The sequence below is a fragment of the Lonepinella sp. MS14435 genome, assembly GCF_042485795.1.
Classification (GTDB): Bacteria; Pseudomonadota; Gammaproteobacteria; order Enterobacterales; family Pasteurellaceae; genus Lonepinella.
In genome coordinates this window covers 292,674-313,655 of sequence record NZ_CP169368.1, presented here as the reverse complement: position 1 = coordinate 313,655, position 20,982 = coordinate 292,674, and the positions used below count along the sequence as shown (strand labels likewise).

Genomic DNA, 20,982 nt, shown 5'->3' with positions numbered 1-20,982 from the left:
TTAATCTATTAACTAGACTACCATTGATATCCAAGTCCTACGCTGGTACCAACGTCACCACGAGTATTGGTATTACCTGTTAGTTTAAGCACGACTTTTCCATTATCAGAGATACGTGTCGCACCAACAGCTAACGCATTTTCGCCTTTGAATGATCCAGCAGCAATAGCCACCATACTTTTACCAGGGATATAAGCCTGTGGTAAACCTGAAGTTGCTAATGCACCAGCAACACCTGCACGTAGTTTTTTATCAACATTGTTTATTTTGTCGTTTAACTGATTAATTCTATTATTAGAATTGACCACATTATTTTGTACCTGTGCTAAATCACCGACTGTTGCAGCATTATTCCATGTTGGACTAGATGCACCTTGAGCAGCCACTTGTTCTATCGTTGTGCCATCTAAACCACTTTTTAACCCAGTAATCTGTTGATTTGCCATTTGAATACCAGAGCTGTTAATTGTCGGTCCATTTTCGACTGAAACAGATTTAACACTGATATTATCGTTTAACGCCACGGTTACACCATTAGATGTCGTTGTTGTGGTGATATTTTTGGCATCACCATTGATATTTAGGGTACTACCTAATTGACGTTCAACATTGTTACCACTGTCTGCCGCAAAAGTAAGAGGTGCATTAACGGCTGTATTTAACGCATTAAGTGCATTTCCTACACTATAATAGGCTTTAGTGCTATTTTGTGCTGGATTGCCACTGACTAAAGTATAAGTTGGTGCAGTAATCGTTCCGTCAGTGTTCACTGTTGAACTACCACCTAAAGCATCTGCAATACTTTTAGTTGTATTAGATAACTGTGAGCCATTAATTGCATCGGTACTGGTTGGTGAAATATCGCCGTTGGCAACATTGGTAATTTTATCACCACCTACATCTAAACCTTTTTCTGTAGAAGTTAATACGGTATTATTGGTTGCATCACCTAAAGTGATTTGCTCAAAGCCTACTTTATCTGCTGTAGCATAGGTAATTTTACCGTCTGCTTCTTGTGTCACAGTTAAGTTCTTACCTGCTACCATTTCAATGGTATCGCTTGGATTAATTAATTCATCAGAACCTGAAGTTTTTTTACCATCGGCTGTCGCACTGGTTTTTAAAGTAAAGCCTGATTTGTTAATTGCATCAGCAACATTGGCTGCGGTAGCTAAAGCATTAGTATCTGTAGGTGTTGCAACTTTGCCATCGGTTACGGTTAAATCCATCGTATTAACTTGTAATGCACCAGTACTATCCTTGGTAATAGTTTTGTCATCTACATTGACAGATAAGTCAAATATATTTGCCCCTGTAGTTTGATCTGTTTTTACACCAACAACAATAGAGCCTTCATCTGATGTAACCGTTTCTTTAGAAGCTGCTTGGGCTGCTTGTAATTGACTAACATTAACCGCATCGTTTGCATCTGTACCCGCTGCAACATTAGTGATTTTATTACCGCCATTATCTAAGCCTGTATTGGTTAATTTAACATCGGTCGTACTTCCACCTGCTGGGGCAGTAATCGTAATACCATTAGTATCCATTACGGTATTACCAGTCGTCACTTTATTAAGATCTATTTCATCAGCAAGAGAATAAGTAACTTTACCATCTGCTTCTTGTTTGACAGTTAAGTTCTTACCAGCTGCTAAATCAATCACCTCACCTGCATTGATTAATTCATCTGCTGTTGATGCGGTATCCTTTGTACCACCATTTGCCGATGTTTTTAAGGTAAAACCAGCATTGTTAATTGCATCAGCAACATTGGCAGCGGTAGCTAAAGCATCAGTATCTGTAGGTGTATCAACTTTACCATCAGTAATTGTCGTTAAATTAGTCGTTTTAACTTGTAATGCACCAGTACTATCCTTGGTAATACTTTTTTCATCTACATTAACAGACAGATCAAATACATTGGCTTGATCAGTATTTTTTGTTGTGGTTACTTTCACGGAGTTATCCGTAGATTTTACTTCTTCCTGTGAAGCAGCAATGCTTTCGTCTAATAACGCAATAGCGTCACTTAACTGACCGACATTTACTGCGTCAGTATCATCTACACCAGCTTCAACGTTAGTAATTTTAGTACCACCAGCATTAATACCTGTTGCAGTGATGCTTGGACTATAACCTTTTTGAACACCTGTGAATGGATCAACAAATGTTAAGCCTGCAGAAGAAATTCTAGTGCCGCCAGCAGTTACCGTTGTAAACTCAACATTTTCAGCTGTGCTAAAGATAACTTGACCTTGCGTATTTTGTTGAACGGTTAAGTTTTTACCTGCAGCTAAGTTAATCTCATCTCCAGCATTAATGATTTCATCATCGCCAGAAATCTTCTCACCACCATTTGCAGATGTCTTTAAGGTAAAACCAGCATTGTTAATCGCAGAAGCTACATTTTCTGCCGTGACTAATTTACCTGCATCAGCAGTTGTTGGAGCGGTAATCTTGCCGTTAGCATCTGTTGCCAGAGCAACAGAATTAATAGCAATATCATAAATATTAGCACCAGTGGTGGCGTTTGTAGAGGTAGTTACTTTTAATGCACTATCTGATGTGGTCACTTCCTCTTTTGAGGCAGCAACTTCTTTATTTAATTGACCCACATTGACAGCGTCAGTATCCGCCGTACCTGCGGTTAAACCAGTAATTTTATTGGTTGTACCATCAACTTTGACATTTCCTACACTAACACTATTAAATGTAACATTTTTAGTAGTTGCCACCGTGAAATTGCTTCCACTACGGGTGATTGCTATATTATCGCCATTAATGAAGTTGACTTCCTCACCTGCTGTAATCAATTCGCCAGAATCACCATTCGCTTTTGCAGTAAAGCCTGAACTATTAATAGCGTTTGCAATATCACCGGCGGTAGCCAGAGAATTAGGATTTGTATTAGCGGTTACACTGCCTTTAGCATCTGTAGTGAAATTAACGGTATTCGCTTTAAGTTGACCTGTTGTGGCATCTTTAGTAATAGTTGTATCATCAACATTAACTGATAAATCAAATACATTAGCTCCATCAGCATTTTGAGTGGTTGCGATAGTTACGGATTTATCATTAGATGTGACTTCTTCTTGTGAGGCTGCAATAGCGTCATCAATAATGGCTAATTCGTCAGTTAATTGACCTACATTCACGGCATCATTTTCATCTGTACCAGCTGCAACATTGGTAATTTTATTACCACCATTATCTAACCCGTTACCAGTCAAGCTAACAGCATTTCCAGTATTAGGAGTAATAACGATACCTGTCCCGCTAGTAACAGTTTTGTTACCCGCTGCGTCTTCAGTTGTTACCGTGGTAAAATTAACATCGTTTTTAGTTGCATAAGTAACGGTACCATTCGCTTCTTGTTTGACAGTTAAGTTCTTACCTGCCACTAAATCAATTACATCACCTGCATTGATTAATTCATCTGCTGTGGATGTTGCATCCTTTGTACCACCATTTGCCGATGTTTTTAAGGTGAAACCAGCATTGTTAATCGCAGAAGCTACATTTTCTGCCGTGACTAATTTACCTGCATCAGCAGTTGTTGGAGCGGTCACCTTGCCGTTAGAATCTGTTGCCAGAGCAACAGAATTAATAGCGATATCATAAATATTGGCACCAGTAGTGGTGTTTGTGGAGGTAGTTACTTTTAATGCACTATCTGATGTGGTCACTTCCTCTTGTGAAGCAGCAATAGCGTCATCAATAATTGCCAATTCATCTGTAAGTTGTTGAACATTCACCGCATCATTCGCATCTGTTCCAGCTTCTAAACCAGTGATTTTGTTAGTTGTACCATCAACTTTGACATTACCTACAGTAACACTATCAAATTTAACATCTTTAGTAGTTGCCACTGTAAAATTACTTCCACTACGGGTGATTGCTATATTATCACCATTAATGAAGTTGACTTCCTTACCTGCTGTAATCAATTCACCTGCATCACCATTCGCTTTTGCAGTAAATCCTGAACTATTAATAGCTTTTGCAATATCACCGGCGGTAGCCAGAGAATTAGGATTTGTATTAGCGGTTACACTGCCTTTAGCATCTGTAGTGAAATTAACGGTATTCGCTTTAAGTTGACCTGTTGTGGCATCTTTAGTAATAGTTGTATCATCAACATTAACTGATAAATCAAATACATTAGCTCCATCAGCATTTTGAGTGGTTGCGATAGTTACGGATTTATCATTAGATGTGACTTCTTCTTGTGAGGCTGCAATAGCGTCATCAATAATGGCTAATTCGTCAGTTAATTGACCTACATTCACGGCATCATTTTCATCTGTACCAGCCGCAACATTGGTGATTTTATTACCACCATTATCTAAGCCTGTATTGGTTAATTTAACTGCTGTGGTAGTTGCACCCGTTGGAGCTGCAATAGTGATACCATTGGTATCCATTACAGTATTACCAGTCGTCACTTTATTAAGATCTATTTCTTTCGCAAGAGCATAAGTAACAGTACCATTTGCTTCTTGTTTGACAGTTAAGTTCTTACCTGCCACTAAATCAATTACATCACCTGCATTGATTAATTCATCTGCTGTTGATGTTGCATCCTTTGTACCACCATTTGCCGATGTTTTTAAGGTGAAACCAGCATTGTTAATCGCAGAAGCTACATTTTCTGCCGTGACTAATTTACCTGCATCAGCAGTTGTTGGAGCGGTCACCTTGCCGTTAGAATCTGTTGCCAGAGCAACAGAATTAATAGCGATATCATAAATATTGGCACCAGTAGTGGTGTTTGTGGAGGTAGTTACTTTTAATGCACTATCTGATGTGGTCACTTCCTCTTGTGAAGCAGCAATAGCGTCATCAATAATTGCCAATTCATCTGTAAGTTGTTGAACATTCACCGCATCATTTGCATCTGTACCAGCTTCTAAACCAGTGATTTTGTTAGTTGTACCATCAACTTTGACATTACCTACAGTAACATTATCAAATTTAACATCCTTAGCGGTTGCAACCGTAAAATTACTTCCCTGACGGGTAATTTCTATATTATTACCATTAACGAAATTAACTTCTTCACCTGCAGTAATCAATTCACCTGCATCACTATTAGCTTTTGCAGTAAAGCCTGAACTATTAATAGCGTTTGCAATATCACCGGCGGTAGCCAGAGAATTAGGATTTGTATTAGCGGTTACACTGCCTTTAGCATCTGTAGTGAAATTAACGGTATTCGCTTTAAGTTGACCTGTTGTGGCATCTTTAGTAATAGTTGTATCATCAACATTAACTGATAAATCAAATACATTAGCTCCATCAGCATTTTGAGTGGTTGCGATAGTTACGGATTTATCATTAGATGTGACTTCTTCTTGTGAGGCTGCAATAGCATCATCAATAATGGCTAATTCGTCAGTTAATTGACCTACATTCACGGCATCATTTTCATCTGTACCAGCTGCAACATTGGTAATTTTATTACCACCATTATCTAACCCGTTACCAGTCAAGCTAACAGCATTTCCAGTATTAGGAGTAATAACGATACCTGTCCCGCTAGTAACAGTTTTGTTACCCGCTGCGTCTTCAGTTGTTACCGTGGTAAAATTAACATCGTTTTTAGTTGCATAAGTAACGGTACCATTCGCTTCTTGTTTGACAGTTAAGTTCTTACCTGCCACTAAATCAATTACATCACCTGCATTGATTAATTCATCTGCTGTGGATGTTGCATCCTTTGTACCACCATTTGCCGATGTTTTTAAGGTGAAACCAGCATTGTTAATCGCAGAAGCCACATCTTTTGCTGTGACCAATTTACCTTCATCAGCGGCGTCTGGTGCAGTCACCTTGCCGTTAGTGTCTGTTGCCAGAGCAACAGAATTAATAGCAATATCATAAATATTAGCACCAGTGGTGGCATTTGTAGAGGTAGTTACTGTTAATGCACTATCTGATGTAGTCACTTCCTCTTGTGAAGCAGCAATAGCGTCATCAATAATTGCCAATTCATCTGTAAGTTGTTGAACATTCACCGCATCATTCGCATCTGTACCAGCTTCTAAACCAGTGATTTTGTTAGTTGTACCATCAACTTTGACATTACCTACACTAACACTATTAAATGTAACATCTTTAGTAGTTGCCACTGTAAAATTACTTCCACTACGGGTGATTGCTATATTATCACCATTAATGAAGTTGACTTCCTCACCTGCTGTAATTAATTCGCCAGAATCACCATTCGCTTTTGCAGTAAAGCCTGAACTATTAATAGCGTTTGCAATATCACCGGCGGTAGCCAGAGAATTAGGATTTGTATTAGCGGTTACACTGCCTTTAGCATCTGTAGTGAAATTAACGGTATTCGCTTTAAGTTGACCTGTTGTGGCATCTTTAGTAATAGTTGTATCATCAACATTAACTGATAAATCAAATACATTAGCTCCATCAGCATTTTGAGTGGTTGCGATAGTTACGGATTTATCATTAGATGTGACTTCTTCTTGTGAGGCTGCAATAGCGTCATCAATAATGGCTAATTCGTCAGTTAATTGACCTACATTCACGGCATCATTTTCATCTGTACCAGCCGCAACATTGGTGATTTTATTACCACCATTATCTAAGCCTGTATTGGTTAATTTAACTGCTGTGGTAGTTGCACCCGTTGGAGCTGCAATAGTGATACCATTGGTATCCATTACAGTATTACCAGTCGTCACTTTATTAAGATCTATTTCTTTCGCAAGAGCATAAGTAACAGTACCATTTGCTTCTTGTTTGACAGTTAAGTTCTTACCTGCCACTAAATCAATTACATCACCTGCATTGATTAATTCATCTGCTGTTGATGTTGCATCCTTTGTACCACCATTTGCCGATGTTTTTAAGGTGAAACCAGCATTGTTAATCGCAGAAGCTACATTTTCTGCCGTGACTAATTTACCTGCATCAGCAGTTGTTGGAGCGGTCACCTTGCCGTTAGAATCTGTTGCCAGAGCAACAGAATTAATAGCGATATCATAAATATTGGCACCAGTAGTGGTGTTTGTGGAGGTAGTTACTTTTAATGCACTATCTGATGTGGTCACTTCCTCTTGTGAAGCAGCAATAGCGTCATCAATAATTGCCAATTCATCTGTAAGTTGTTGAACATTCACCGCATCATTCGCATCTGTACCAGCTTCTAAACCAGTGATTTTGTTAGTTGTACCATCAACTTTGACATTACCTACACTAACACTATTAAATGTAACATCTTTAGTAGTTGCCACTGTAAAATTACTTCCACTACGGGTGATTGCTATATTATCACCATTAATGAAGTTGACTTCCTCACCTGCAGTAATCAATTCGCCAGAATCACTATTAGCTTTTGCAGTAAAGCCTGAACCATTAATAGCTTTTGCAATATCACCAGCGGTAGCTAGGGCATTATCACTCGTATTAGCGGTTACTTTACCTGCTGTATCTATAGTGAAATCAACGGTATTTGCTTTAAGTTGACCTGTTGAGGCATCTTTAGTAACAGTTGTGCCATCAATAGCAACAGATAAATCATATATATTTGCACCAGTGGTGGTATTTTGCGATTGTGTAATTTTCACTGATTTATCATCAGATTTAACTTCTTCTTTCGATGCTTGTAATTGACTAAAATTAACCGCATCATTTGTACCTGTACCATTAGCAACATTGGTGATTTTATTATTACCATTGTCTAACCCTGAGTTGGTTAATTTAACATCGGTCGTAGTTCCACCCGTTGGAGCTGCAATAGTGATACCATTGGTATCCATTACAGTATTACCAGTCGTCACTTTATTAAGTGTTATTTCATCAGCAAGAGAATAAGTAACTTTACCATCTGCTTCTTGTTTTACGGTTAAGTTCTTACCTGCCGCTAAATCAATCACCTCACCTGCATTGATTAATTCGTCTGTTGTTGATGTGGTATCTTTTTTACCACCATTTGCCGATGTTTTTAAGGTGAAACCAGCATTGTTAATCGCAGAAGCTACATCTTTTGCTGTGACTAATTTACCTTCATCAGCGGTGGCTGGTGCAGTGATACTACCGTTAGTACCTGTTGTCAGTGCAACAGTATTGACGGCTATGTCATAAATATTAGCACCAGTGGTGGTGTTTGTAGAGGTCGTTACCTTTAATGCACTATCTGATGTAATAACTGCCTCTTTTGAAGCGGCAACTTCTTTATTTAATTGACCCACATTGACAGCGTCAGTATTCGCAGTACCAGCTTCTAAACCAGTGATTTTGTTAGTTGTACCATCAACTTTGACACCACCTACAGTAACATTATCAAATGTAACATTCTTAGCGGTTGCAACTGTAAAATTACTTCCATCACGGGTGATTGCTATATTCTCACCATTAATGAAGTTGACTTCCTCACCTGCTGTAATCAATTCGCCAGAATCACTATTAGCTTTTGCAGTAAAGCCTGAATTATTAATAGCGTTTGCAATATCACTAGCAGTAGCTAAGGCATTCGTATTCGCAGGTGTATCAACTTTGCCACCTGTGGTTGTTAAAGTAGTCGTGTTAACTTGTAATGCACCTGTAGTACTATTCTTGGTAATACTTGTACCATCAACATTGACAGATAGGTCAAATATATTGGAGTTATCTGCACCTTGAGTTTTCGTAACTGTCACAGTTTTATCGGTAGATTTTACATCCTCTTTAGAGGCAGCTTGAGAGGCTTGTAATTGACTAAAATTAACCGCATCGTTTGCACCTGTACCATTAGCAACATTAGTGATTTTATTATTACCAGCATTAATACCTGTAGCAGTAATACTCGGGCTATTAGCGACTTGAGTACCTGTACTATCCACAAAAGTTAACCCTGCGGAAGATAATTTTGTACCTGCTGCAGTAACGCTAGTAAATTCAACCTCATCTTTAGTTGCAATGCTTACATTCTGACCTGTTTGTGTTACTTTAATATTTTTGCCTGCATCAACAGTGAGTGTTTCACCGTTTTGAATATTTTTATCAGCTGTTGATGAATTATCAACTTCACCAGCAGAAGCTGTTGTTGCTAATTTAAAACCAGCCGCTTTTAATTGAGCAACGTTGACTGCATCGGTATCTTGTGTACCCGCAGCAACGCTTGTAATTTGACGAGTAGCAGTCGAGCCATTACCCACTGATACTGCAGCATAAGTTGATTTCCAAGTTGTACTTGCAAGATCAGTTGTGCTTGCTACACTTAATGGGTCAGTACCTACTGTACCAGCAGCAGTGCTAGCCACACTGTTTGAACCTAAAGCCACACTGTTTGCTACTGTCGCTGAACTCTTATAGCCTTGTGCGATAGAACTGGTGCCTGAGGCAACACTTTGACGACCAATCGCAATAGAAGAAGTTTCACCTGTAGCATTTGCTTGATTACCAATGGCAATAGCACTGTTTGTAGTAGCTGTAGTTTTTACACCTACAGCAATGGCATTATCGCCAGCAGCACTTGATGAAGCTCCCACCGCAACAGTATTACCTTTCGAAGCATTTGCAGCGGTACCTAATGCCACCGAAGTTTCGCCCGAAGCTTGTGCTTGTCCACCGACGGCGGTCGCATTTCTTGCTGTAGCATTAGCGGTACTACCAACTGCTAATGCACTCGTCGCTGTTGCATTAGCTCTGCTACCAAGGGCGGCGGAGTCGGTACCACTAGCAACAGAACTTGTGCCTAGTGCAAGAGCACTTTTTGCCGATGCGTTACTAGTATCACCGATAGCTACTGCAGATTCTACCGAAGCCACACTTTCCGTGCCTAATGCTGTAGATCGAGACCCTGTTGCTTGTGCATTATGACCTACTGCGACAGCTCTATAATTCGTGGATTTTGCCAGTGTACCGATAGCAACTGTACTTTCACCCGAAGCAGTCGTTGTATTGCCTAATGCAACAGCACTCTCAGCAGAAGCACTAGAATTAACCCCGATAGTAATGGCATTGTTTTTATCGTTAGTATCATTTAATGAAGTGCCAGTTCCCATACGAATACTATTGGTTGCACTTGTGCCATTTGTACCTCGGTTGCCAACGCCAATAATTCCGCTGTTAACATCTAAACGACCACCAAGGGTTAAGTGTTTTGAACCTGAATAGTTAGCGTCACCATAAAATAAGGTTCGGTAGGTTTGGGTTTCTTTATCTGATGTCAAACAAGAATTTTGAGGATAATAGTATTTTATAAAATCAGCAGCCCCTGCTTTCATCGTAAAGCCACTATCAATTCTATTCGCACTTGTTACCAAACTAGAATTAAGCGAATACATACCAGTATAAATATCACCACCACTACCACCATCAAAAGTTACGGAACAAGAGGCATCTGTTCCATCATTAACATAAATCCCTGTTCCTGCAAAAGACTGTCCACTCATTAAGATCAGTGCAGATGTAAAAAGGTTATAAGCAAAGAATTTAGCTTTTGCGTTAGATTTAGATACAGAAGAACTTGTGGCTCTCATCATTGGGGAATTTTTTCCAGATCCAGAAGTGGCTTGTGCTATTGTAGAAGATTTATGAACGTTCATAATTGATCCTTTTTGATTAAGATACTAAGCAATGAATAATAAAAAACAAATTGCCTATTTTGCTTTTGCTTATGGGGAGAGCAATTTGATTAAAATTAATTTCCGCATTATAGTAGGAAAACCCCCGTATTTCCAGAAGTTTCATAGGATTTATTAACATTTAGGAATAAATAATAAGGTCTTCAAATGAAAGGTATGTTCTGAGTGATAATTAAACAAAAAATATATAAATTTTAACCCTCTGATTATCTTAATATTCTTAACAGTTCTAACACATCTTTTACATAAATTTCTGCCATGGAATTTTTTTGTAAATAATATTGATTTTTGCCATAACAACCAATGAGTTTAGGGTTTGTCGCACCATATAAAGTAATATTGGGGACATCTAATGCAGCAGTTAAATGAGCTAATCCAGTGTCAACTGACACCACGGCTTTAGCATTGGCAATTTGATGAGCTAATTCAGTTAAATTGGATTTCGGCAACACTATGACATTTGGCAAGCCTTGTGCGATCCATTCTGCTCGTTGTTTTTCTGTTTGGTTTCCCCAAGGCAAACGAATGGCTAAATCAGGAAAAAGTGCGGTGATTTTTTCCGCTAATTTTTTCCATTCGCTATCCAGCCAATGTTTATCTGCTCTGGTGGTAGCGTGAACAAAAATGATATAAGGCTTGCTTGAATAGGATTGTTGAAAATGTTGAACAATACCATAATCCCCTTTGCTTTCGGGCAAGGCGTAACCTAAAGATTGTGCAAACAGTTGGCGAATCCGCTCTACCGCATGTTGTTGATAGTCAATAGCAAAGGTTTTATCGTAAAAGCAACTTGCCAACGGCTCACGAATGGATTTTCGGTCGTAACCGAATTTTTTTCCCCGTGCTAAACGGGTGGCAAACAACGCACTTTTAATCAAACCTTGGGCATCAATTATGGCATCATATTGATTGGCTTGTAATTGTTGCTTGTAGGCGTGCCATTGTTGATAGGTGTGTGTAGCAAATAAATTTTTCCGCCAACGGCGAATCGCAATCGGGATCACCTGATTAACTGCCACATGCCAAGCAGGAATTTCTGCAAAATTTTCTTCCACCACCCAATCAAATTGCACATCACCTAACGCCTTTTGGGCATCGGTTAGAGCAGGCAAACAATGCAGCACATCGCCCAGTGAAGAGGTTTTGATGATACAAATTCTAGCCATTGCGTTGCTCTAACTGTTGCAACAACGCCTGACTACTTGCCAAAAACTCACTCATCGAACCGCACACTTGATGTGCCTTATCTTCATCATAGGTGTGCGAAGTAATATTTCGCATTTTGCGATACTCAAACCAATTTTCTACGCTATCAATCAGCCCTTTCTCACCCGCTAATCGCAACAGATCACGGAAATTACTTTGGTCAATTTCATCAGGACTGAGTGCATCTTGTTCTAACTGCCGTTTCAGCATTTTAATACTCAGTTCATACACAAACTCAAAATTCTGAATCAACCCTGCGATCAAGGTATTTTGCACTTGGGTTTCTTGCTGCTCAAACCACAGCTTATTTGACACAATCTCATTAGCAGATTGCAAAGCAATAATGGCTTTTTGTAAGCTAGAAATATCCAATTTATTCGTCATATTCCCCCCTTAATTCGCTAATAATTGGGTTAATTTTTCCATCACCATCTCAGGCGTAATATCGATCAAACTTTGATGATAACCTTCCGCACTGTCCGTCCCTTTGCGGATTTTGATTAAGCCACCTTTAATCAAGCGAATAATCACTGCTTTATCGGATAACGGCGGTGTATATTGCGGACTCGTTGGTCCATAAACCGCCACTAACGGACGACCGACCGCCGCCGCAATGTGCATTAATCCACTGTCATTCGTCACCATTGCGGTACAATCCGCAATCAAATCCACCGCTTGATTGAGTGCCGTTTGCCCAGCTAGATTGGCACAATAGCGTTGCAACGATTCAGGTAAACTTAAACGAATTTGCTCACCGACTTCCACATCTTTATTAGACCCAAACAGACGAATACTGTAACCCTGTTCAATCAGTCTTTCCGCTAATTTGGCATAATGATAATGCGGCCAACGTTTGGCAGGACCAAATTCCGCTCCAGGGCAAAAACCAATGGCAGGGCGATTTTCCGCCAGAGCAAATTGTGCGGTGAAAATTTCTTTAGTTTTTTGCACCGCACTTTCATCAACAGTTAAATACGGCGTGGGAATATTTAAATTTTGAGCTGTTGGAATTTTCCCTTTTTCATACCCCAACGCCACATAACGCTGCACCATCATCGGATAGTCGTTTTTATTAGATCGCAAATCATTTAAAAAGAAATAACGACTTTCCCCTTTCCAACCACGACGAACAGGGATTTTAGCAAACAATGGAATGAACGCTGATTTCAAGGAATTAGGCAACACAATCGCCATATCATATTGATCTCGAAGCGATTTGCCAATTTTATAGCGTTCGCCTAGTGAAAACGCCCCGTGACCAATCGGCATAGTCAATGCTTGACGCACTTCAGGCATCCGAGCCAACAACGGCTTACACCAATTCGGCGCAAGTACATCAATTTGGCAATCGGGATATTGCTGTTTTAAGGTTTGATACAGGCTATGCGACATCATCATATCGCCAACCCATGATGGGGCAATGATTAGGATATTCATAGTTTTGTCTTATTTATCGTCATAATGACCGTGACAGGAAATAACATCAATTCTTTGTTCTGCTTCAAAGATTTCATAAATTAAACGGTTTTTTTGATCGATACGGCGAGAATATACTTCGCCGTCATAACCTTTTAATCGTTCAGGTTTTCCTGTGCCTGTGGTAGGGTGTTGGGCTAATTCTTGTAACAGGGCATTGATTTTCTTTAACGCTTGTTGTTGCCCTGATTTTTTATAACCTGCCACACCTGAAAAGAATTTTTCTGAATAACTGATTTCAAACATAAAATTAGCCTAAAAGCAATTTGGTCATTTCATCTTGGCTCACTTGCGTTTTTTTGCCTTGACGAGCTTGATTAACCATCTCTCTGAAATCAGTTTCACTGTATTTTTTGTTGATGAGTTCTACATCGGGATCTTCTTTCACTTTTAACTTTTTTCCACCAAGTGCTTTAATCACGTTTTTTAAGGTAATGATTTCATGGTTATCAAGGTCAATTTCAAAAGTAATTGTTGCCATAGTTCTGTTCCTATTGTTCAATGCCTTGAATGGTATATTCAGGGCATTCGTCCATTTCTTGGTTTTCAGATGTTGAAATAATTTCGTATGTGGCGTTGAACTTCTTTAAAATCCCTTCAAACAACATTAAATCTGATGTTTTGATGGTAACGAGTAATGTTGTTGTCGCTGCCATTTTCTTGTAATCCTATATTGTTTCAACATAGTAAAAGACTAACAAAACTTCCCACTCTAAGCAAGTTAGCTTTTGTTTTTCTGTTAATCTTTCGTCTTGTTTGTTAAAATGCAAAAAATAGTTGACAAACTCAAAACAGGACAAATAATGCACAGCACAGCACAGCACAGCACAGCACAGCACAGCACAGCACAGCACAGCACAGCACAGCACAGCACAGCACAGCACAGCACAGCACAGCACAGCACAGCACAGCACAGCACAGCACAGCACAGCACAGCACAGCACAGCACAGCACAGCACAGCACAGCACAGCACAGCACAGCACAGCTAAATATTGTCTATTTATTTAATGGTATCTGCCATTATTTATCTCACTATCTATTTCCTTTAAACGCAAAATTATTGGCGAATGCTCTTGATCGGGCAGTCGCCATTTTTCGTTTTCTTTTTAGCCCCCTTGCCTGTCATCAAAGGGGGAATCAATGACCCAAATCAAATCCCGCCAACGTGTCGCCGATCACGGCGAAGTATTTACGCGTCCGCAAGAAGTCAATGCGATGATTGATATGGTGATCCGTGCCAAAGGCTTGCCGCTGGTGAATAAACACGGCGAAGCGGAGATGCCTGATGAAAGCACGGTGTTAGAGCCTGCCTGTGGTGATGGCAATTTTTTGATTGAAATCTTAAAACGCAAGCTGAGCTATGTGGCAAATCAGAATAAACGCAAGCCACGCATTCATTATGACTATCGCCTGATTGTGGCGTTAAGTTCGCTGTATGGCATTGATTTATTACAGGATAACGTATTGCGTTGCCGTGAACGCCTGCTCAATTTTGCCGAGAGCGAATATCAACGCTTATTTGAATGTGAAATGTCGGCTCAATTAAAAAACGTGGTGGAATATATTTTGAAGCTCAATATTTTACACGGCGATGCCTTAAAAATGGTGTATGCCGATAGCCTAAACCAGCCGATTGACGAGCATTTTCTGCATTTTTCGCAATGGGCGGCGGTGTCATTTCCGCGTGCGTTTTGTTTAAGCCGCAAGGAATATCAATACGCCCATTTAATTCAAACCGAAAGCCGCAGCCATTATCAGTTTATCAACGCCTACCGTTCCACTTACTTTATGGATATTCAAGATGCCAAACCCGAATAATTTAAACTACAACCCCGATGTGCTGTCTTGTCTTGCCAATTTATCCAATGACGAAGTTTTTACCTCACCCGAGCTGGCAAATAAGATGCTGGATTTATTGCCGTCAGAATTATTTTCATTTAAAAATTTCTCAACTGCTTGAAAACTGCAATTAAGCATTCGCCCACCGCCCTAGCCAAATTCACAGGCACGGCATTGCCGATTTGCTTATATTGCTGGGTCATTGAACCTGCAAATTGCCAGTTATCAGGAAAGGTTTGAATGCGAGAATATTCACGCACGGTTAAAGGGCGAGTTTCATCAGGGTGGCAACGTTCGGTTTGGTTTTGAGCAGGAGCACAAGTGAGCGTTAAACTTGGCTCTGTCCACGCCAAACGGCGAGCCATTCCAGTACGCCCACCGCCTAAAAAATAGCTTTTTTTCATATAGTTGCGTGCCACATCATCAGGCAAATCACGCCAGCAACCACCAGCAGGGACTAAGTCCATTACCGCTTTTTTATGTTCAGGGTACGCTTGCCCTTGCGAATGGGGGACATCACAATCAAACAACTCGCCAGCTTTTAATGCGTCCGCCATCGTCATCACACGTTCAAAGGGTTCGGGCCAGTGAAACTCGGCTTTCTCGGCTAAATCTTGGCGAATACCAACAATAAAAATGCGTTCACGCTTTTGCGGTACGCGGTAATTCATCGCATTTAAAATGCGTGGTTCAATCAAATGATAACCTAACTCTTGCAACGTTTGCTTAATGGTTGCCAGCGTTCGCCCTTGATCGTGATTAACTAGCCCACGCACATTTTCGCCTAAAATGACCTTAGGTTGCACTTCTTGGATTGCTCTGGCAAATTGAAAAAACATTGTGCCACGAATATCATCAAAGCCACGTCCTTTGCCCGCATAAGAAAAGGCTTGGCAAGGAAAACCACCTGACAAAAAATCCACTTTGCCACGATAAGGCGTGAAATCAATCTCGCAAATATCGCCTTCAACAATATTCCAGTTTGGACGATTTAAACGCAAAGTGGCACATGCGTTTTTATCCCACTCATTTAATAAAACTGCTTCAAATCCTGCCTGCTCCAAACCTAACGCCAAACCGCCAGCCCCTGCAAATAATTCAATACTAGAAAATGTGCGGTCATTTTTTAAGGGCATTTTGCAAGGCTCAATGACTTCATCAAATAAATCAATTTGTTTATACATTGAGTTTAAAATCCTTAAAGCCTTGATAATGTCTAAATGCCAGCAAATATAAACTTTCTAAAATAGAATTAACTTCTTGGCGTTTTAAATCATCAATCACTGTATTTTCAATAAGCTGTTGTTCTTGTTTTGCTACCACATTTTTAATTACTTGCGGTAATATTTGGCACAATTGAGCAAAAGCATTTTTATTGCTAGTTACCAACGCATAAAACTGATCAATAGAAATACGGCGAATGCGTGAGTGTTTTAAACTTTGTTTATCCACTGAACAAACCCATTCAATATTTTGGCTATGTTTCGCAATAATTTCAACCAAATAGCAAGTCGCCTGTTCATCTTGCAACAGCTTATTTTGCATACGCATATAAGTTTTCGCTGCCGATGAACTGTTCATCGTATTATGTTTATTTTTCATTTCTACAAAAATATGCTTTTTCTTATTTTCAATATCAAAGCCTTGTTGCGGTACAGTCCAGCCTTTTGCTTTACCGATATATTGAAAAATATTTTGATGAAAATAACCGATATGGTTGGTATTAGACTTGTCCATTTGTCGCCATACTTCACTAGCTAAAATCGTTTCTAATGCCGAATTATCAAAAGCACGCTGATAAATTCCACTATCAAAAGTAAGTTTAATCGGATCAATGAGATTTTTATTCAGCGTTTTTAAATCAATTTTAAAACGGTATTTTTGAACGGTTTGTTCAACGTGGTGATATAAATCTTCGTCAGAAATGAAATTTAGTAGTGGCATTGAATTTTCCCATTTGCATAAATTAGATAGGCTATTTTACTATTTTTGAGATCGGATTGCGATAGTGATAATAGACAAACTGACTACAGGCGTATCCGTGCCTGAATGGACGGGGATTTTTATGCTGCGTAATCTCACTCGCCCTGAAACCTATTTTCAGGCTGCCTTTCGGGTGCGAACGCCGTGGGTCGCCAAAGCCCGACACGCCAGCGATGACAGCGTGATTATCAAGCAAAATTGCTATATTTTTGATTTTGCCCCCAATCGTGCCTTACGCCAAATCGCCGAATATTGCAACGAACTCAACACCACAGAACGCAATCCAGAGAAAAAAGTCGCCGAATTTATCCAATTCCTGCCGATTTTAGCCTATGACGAAGCAGCAATGCGTGAGCTTGATGCGGCGAGCGTACTGGATATGGCAACCAGCGGCACAACCGCTACCTTGCTGGCACGGCGTTGGGAAAGTGCCTTGCTGGTGAATGTGGATAATGAAACCTTAAAACGCTTGGCAGATAATCCCGATGCAATGAATGCCTTGATGAGCATTGAAGGTTTTCGTTCACTCAATCAAGATATTGAGCAAATTATCAACCGCAGTGAAGCAGTGAAAGAAGCCAAACAAAAAGCCAATAACGGCGAATTGACCGCCAAAGAGAAAAAGGAAATCAAGGAAAAAGAGAAAGAAGAAAAAAGCCTACGCAAACAGGTGCAGGAAAAACTGATTAAATTCGCCACACGCATTCCTGTGTTTATGTATTTGAGCGAACACCGCGAAATGTGCTTGGAAGATGTGATTGAAGAGTTAGAACCTGATTTATTCTACAAAGTTACAGGTTTAACCCAGCGTGATTTTGCTTTACTCAAAAGCCTAAATCTGTTTGACACCCAAAAAATGAACGGTGCGGTGTACAGCTTTAAACGCTATGAAGATAGTAGCTTGGGGTATGAGCATTTGACTAGATATGACGGGCTGGAACGAGTGGGGTTGTGGAATACCAGTGTTAGTCGTAAAGAATTTAGTGGAATAAACAACTAAATGACATAAAATCCATTTGTGATTGAATGGCAAATTAATTAGCGGTATGCTTTTGCTATCAAGGAGAAACAATGAAATTTTTGCTTTTTTTACTGATTTTATTAGGGGCATTTGCATTGTTGATGTTATCCATCGGCGATTGGATTCCACGTTGCTGGCGGGCGGTTTTTGGTGAAGCTACCACCACGGAGAAAGTCGTGCCAGTTCAAGCGTTAAAACCCCAAACCGTTACCCTACAAAATGTAGATTTGTCGCCAAATTCAATTCAACAATCTCTGGAAAAACAAATTCATTTTACCCAATTAAGTGTTGAAATCCGTCAGAAATTGGTGAAATTGTTGCAGGAAAAAGGTTGTACGCCTTATTTCCAACAGCTTGTGGCGTTGCATCAGCAAATTTTACCGAAAGAAAGTCGTTTAGTGAGTTTGTTGAAAAAGCAGATAAAACTGGATAAACAGTTGGCTCAGTTAATGAAAATGGAAGAACGGTATTCGCTATCTGATGATGGGCGGATGGATGATATTTCAGAAAAAATGGATGATGTCCAAGATGAGCGGGATGAACTGGATATGGAGCAAGATTTACTGGCGGATGACATTGAGCAATTACAAGATCAAATTGATATGCTTGAAGATAATCATATTGATGACTTACGTGAACAAGAAATCAGAGAAGCATTTAATGCGGATGTAGAAACCTTTGTGATGTTGCAAGGTGGCTCTTACTGGGATAGGGATAATCCAGTGTGGTGGGCGAATTATTGTGCGAATTTTGGGAGAAAATAAAAGCGAACCCATTGGCTCGCCCTTAATATGAACATAATCGGCTAGTTATTTCCGATTCAGCTTTTTCTATTTAACCAAGCCATATACTCCGCCACACCTTCTGCCACGGATTTAAATTGATAATCACAACCTGCGGCACGCAGTTTGGTTAAATCCGCTTGGGTATATTCTTGATAGCGAGATTTTAAATGGTCTGGGAATGGAATGGTTTCGATTTCGCCTTTGCCATGGTGTTTTAATACAGCTTGTGCCACTTCAAGGAAACTTTCCGCTTTGCCTGTGCCGAGATTAAAAATACCTGACACGCCATGTTGCCATGCCCATAAATTGACTTGAGCCACATCGCCTACATAGATAAAATCACGCAAGAAATGCTCAGATCCAGCGAATAATTTTGGATTTTCGCCGTTTAAAATTTGGTTATTTAAATGGAATGCGACACTTGCCATAGAACCTTTGTGTTGTTCTTTCGGACCATACACATTGAAATATTTAAAGCCACAAACAGGCGAACTAGCTTCAGGCAAAATGGCACGTACATATTGATCAAATAAGAATTTAGAATAACCGTAGGCATTGAGTGGACCTTCAAATTGGCGTTCTTCTACAAATTGGGTTTTGTCGCCGTAGGTCGCTGCACTGGAGGCGTAGAAGAATGGAATTTCACGATCGAGGCAATAATGTAATAATTCTTTGGAATATTCGTAATTATTGTGCATTAGGTATTTGCCGTCCCATTCGGTGGTGGCAGAACAAGCACCTTGGTGGAAAATAACATCAATATCACCAATGTCATCGCCTGCCATAATTGATGCGATAAAATCATCTTTATCGTAATAATCTGCAATATCTAAATCGACTAAATTAATAAATTTAGTGCCGTCTTTTAGGTTATCTACCACTAGAATATCGGTACGTCCCATCTCGTTTAAGGCTTTCACGATATTGCTACCGATCATGCCTGCACCGCCAGTTACGATGATCATAATATTGTCCTTTTGTCTATCTAAATTAGTCTTATTGTAATCTATTTTAATCAAAAGTGCGGTATTTTTTACCGCACTTTTTGTCAAAACAGAAAAAATAAAGGCTTGATTGCTCAAGCCCTGTTCATATTAATCGTTCGCATTAAACTCATCTAAGTTATCACTCACTACACCTGAAAGTGTATAAACACGTTTAATAGTGTTTACTCGTGAACGATATTTGTTCCAAGTTTTCTCGAAAAAAGTTTCCGCTGGGCGTTCACCACGACAGAATGCCACGAAGTTTTTTTCATCTGCGGTTTTCGCTTTGCGAGAACCTTCATCTAAGGCTTTGAATGCCTGACCATATTGTTCTAAGGCTTGCGATTCTTTAATGGTATAATCACCGTGACGAGCGAAACCACGTGGGTAATTTTTGTCATCAAAGAAACGACGTTCTACACTAAAACTTTCAGCCATAATCTACTCCATTTTCCTAAAGTTATTTTTTCAATAATTGTTTTACAGTTTCCACATAATCTGCCACGAAATCATCACGAGATAAGCCTTCTGGATTGACTCGGAATTTACCATTGACATACATATCTGGCACGCCACTGACATCTAATTGATCCGCCAGATTGGTTTGGGTTTTCGCTAAGGCGGTTACTGCAAAGCTGTTGATTCCACCATCAAATTGTTCTGCCGTAATGCCGTTATCAATGAAGATTTGACGAATATCGTTCATTGAATTTAAGCTATTTTTTTGAGCGGCTTCAAACAATGGTTTTTTGACTTGATCTTCTGCCCCTAATGCCATGGCTAACGCCCAAGCTCGGGTGAGGTTTTCTGATTGAGCCCCTAAGAAATTCACATGATATTGTTTAAATGTCGCATCTGATGGAATATTTTCTTTTACTTTTTTGGGGATCTCATATTGCATTTCAAACGCATAGCAATGTGGACAATAGAAAGAGAAAAACTCGATCACTTCAGTTTTTTCTGAATGTGGACGACTCAGTGTAATGTATTGTTCGCCGTCTTTTAATTCTGCGGCTTGCAGATTAATACTGGCAAGCGCCATAGTGGCGGCAATTAAGCTAACGAGAAATTTGTTCATAATCAGGTTTCC

16 protein-coding genes are annotated in these 20,982 nt (G+C 39.7%); 4 read left to right on the top strand and 12 right to left on the bottom strand.

Annotation, left to right across the window (positions count from 1 at the left end; all coding sequences use genetic code 11):
• Positions 1–17 precede the first annotated feature (17 nt).
• The 7 genes from O1Q80_RS01495 to O1Q80_RS01465 all read right to left on the bottom strand — a co-directional run bounded on the left by O1Q80_RS01495 (position 18) and on the right by O1Q80_RS01465 (position 13,933).
• Complete coding sequence (locus tag O1Q80_RS01495; protein WP_386695232.1) at positions 18–10,556, bottom strand: YadA-like family protein; 10,539 nt, start codon at positions 10,554–10,556, stop codon at positions 18–20.
• 245 nt (positions 10,557–10,801) lie between these two features.
• Positions 10,802–11,761, bottom strand: coding sequence for a lipopolysaccharide heptosyltransferase RfaC (rfaC, locus tag O1Q80_RS01490; RefSeq protein WP_386695231.1), 960 nt, complete (start codon positions 11,759–11,761; stop codon positions 10,802–10,804).
• Complete coding sequence (locus O1Q80_RS01485; RefSeq protein WP_386695229.1) at positions 11,754–12,185, bottom strand: nucleotidyltransferase substrate binding protein; 432 nt, start codon at positions 12,183–12,185, stop codon at positions 11,754–11,756. Before O1Q80_RS01485 ends, rfaC begins: the two co-directional genes overlap by 8 nt.
• Positions 12,186–12,194: 9 nt before the next feature.
• Entirely contained in the window at positions 12,195–13,238 is a 1,044-nt protein-coding gene (waaF, locus tag O1Q80_RS01480) for a lipopolysaccharide heptosyltransferase II (RefSeq protein WP_386695228.1), read from the bottom strand.
• Positions 13,239–13,247: 9 nt separating this feature from the next.
• Complete coding sequence (locus tag O1Q80_RS01475; RefSeq protein WP_386688859.1) at positions 13,248–13,523, bottom strand: Txe/YoeB family addiction module toxin; 276 nt, start codon at positions 13,521–13,523, stop codon at positions 13,248–13,250.
• A gap of 4 nt (positions 13,524–13,527) precedes the next feature.
• Complete coding sequence (locus O1Q80_RS01470) at positions 13,528–13,758, bottom strand: hypothetical protein (RefSeq protein ID WP_386688861.1); 231 nt, start codon at positions 13,756–13,758, stop codon at positions 13,528–13,530.
• Between the two features lie 10 nt (positions 13,759–13,768).
• Positions 13,769–13,933 (bottom strand): hypothetical protein, encoded by a 165-nt coding sequence (locus O1Q80_RS01465; RefSeq protein ID WP_386688863.1) that lies wholly within the window; start codon positions 13,931–13,933, stop codon positions 13,769–13,771.
• 147 nt (positions 13,934–14,080) lie between these two features.
• On the opposite strand from O1Q80_RS01465, the gene O1Q80_RS01460 reads away from it, so the two are divergent.
• Together O1Q80_RS01460 and O1Q80_RS01455 are read left to right on the top strand one after the other, a co-directional pair.
• Positions 14,081–14,422: a hypothetical protein gene (locus O1Q80_RS01460; RefSeq protein ID WP_386695226.1), complete on the top strand. Its 342-nt coding sequence runs from the start codon at positions 14,081–14,083 to the stop codon at positions 14,420–14,422.
• Positions 14,419–15,096, top strand: coding sequence for a restriction endonuclease subunit M (locus O1Q80_RS01455; RefSeq protein ID WP_386695224.1), 678 nt, complete (start codon positions 14,419–14,421; stop codon positions 15,094–15,096). The genes O1Q80_RS01460 and O1Q80_RS01455 overlap by 4 nt, the downstream gene beginning before the upstream one ends.
• 119 nt (positions 15,097–15,215) lie before the next feature.
• On the opposite strand, the gene O1Q80_RS01450 is transcribed toward O1Q80_RS01455, so the two are convergent.
• On the bottom strand, positions 15,216–16,301 hold the full coding sequence (locus O1Q80_RS01450; protein WP_386695222.1) for a DNA cytosine methyltransferase: 1,086 nt from the start codon (positions 16,299–16,301) through the stop codon (positions 15,216–15,218).
• Positions 16,294–17,061, bottom strand: a complete 768-nt coding sequence (locus O1Q80_RS01445) for an Eco47II family restriction endonuclease (protein ID WP_386695220.1) — start codon at positions 17,059–17,061, stop codon at positions 16,294–16,296. Before O1Q80_RS01445 ends, O1Q80_RS01450 begins: the two co-directional genes overlap by 8 nt.
• A 64-nt stretch (positions 17,062–17,125) precedes the next feature.
• Here O1Q80_RS01445 and O1Q80_RS01440 point away from each other — a divergent pair, with 64 nt between their 5' ends.
• Together O1Q80_RS01440 and O1Q80_RS01435 are read left to right on the top strand one after the other, a co-directional pair.
• Positions 17,126–18,100 (top strand): hypothetical protein, encoded by a 975-nt coding sequence (locus tag O1Q80_RS01440; RefSeq protein ID WP_386695218.1) that lies wholly within the window; start codon positions 17,126–17,128, stop codon positions 18,098–18,100.
• 71 nt (positions 18,101–18,171) lie between these two features.
• On the top strand, positions 18,172–18,885 hold the full coding sequence (locus O1Q80_RS01435; protein WP_386695217.1) for a hypothetical protein: 714 nt from the start codon (positions 18,172–18,174) through the stop codon (positions 18,883–18,885).
• A 56-nt stretch (positions 18,886–18,941) separates the two neighbouring features.
• On the opposite strand, the gene rfaD is transcribed toward O1Q80_RS01435, so the two are convergent.
• The 3 genes from rfaD to O1Q80_RS01420 form a co-directional block, all read right to left on the bottom strand.
• Entirely contained in the window at positions 18,942–19,871 is a 930-nt protein-coding gene (gene rfaD / locus O1Q80_RS01430) for an ADP-glyceromanno-heptose 6-epimerase (RefSeq protein ID WP_386695215.1), read from the bottom strand.
• Between the two features lie 129 nt (positions 19,872–20,000).
• Positions 20,001–20,330, bottom strand: coding sequence for a DUF413 domain-containing protein (locus tag O1Q80_RS01425; RefSeq protein WP_132299475.1), 330 nt, complete (start codon positions 20,328–20,330; stop codon positions 20,001–20,003).
• Positions 20,331–20,352: 22 nt separating this feature from the next.
• Complete coding sequence (locus O1Q80_RS01420) at positions 20,353–20,970, bottom strand: DsbA family protein (RefSeq protein WP_386695214.1); 618 nt, start codon at positions 20,968–20,970, stop codon at positions 20,353–20,355.
• Between the last annotated feature and the right edge of the window lie 12 nt (positions 20,971–20,982).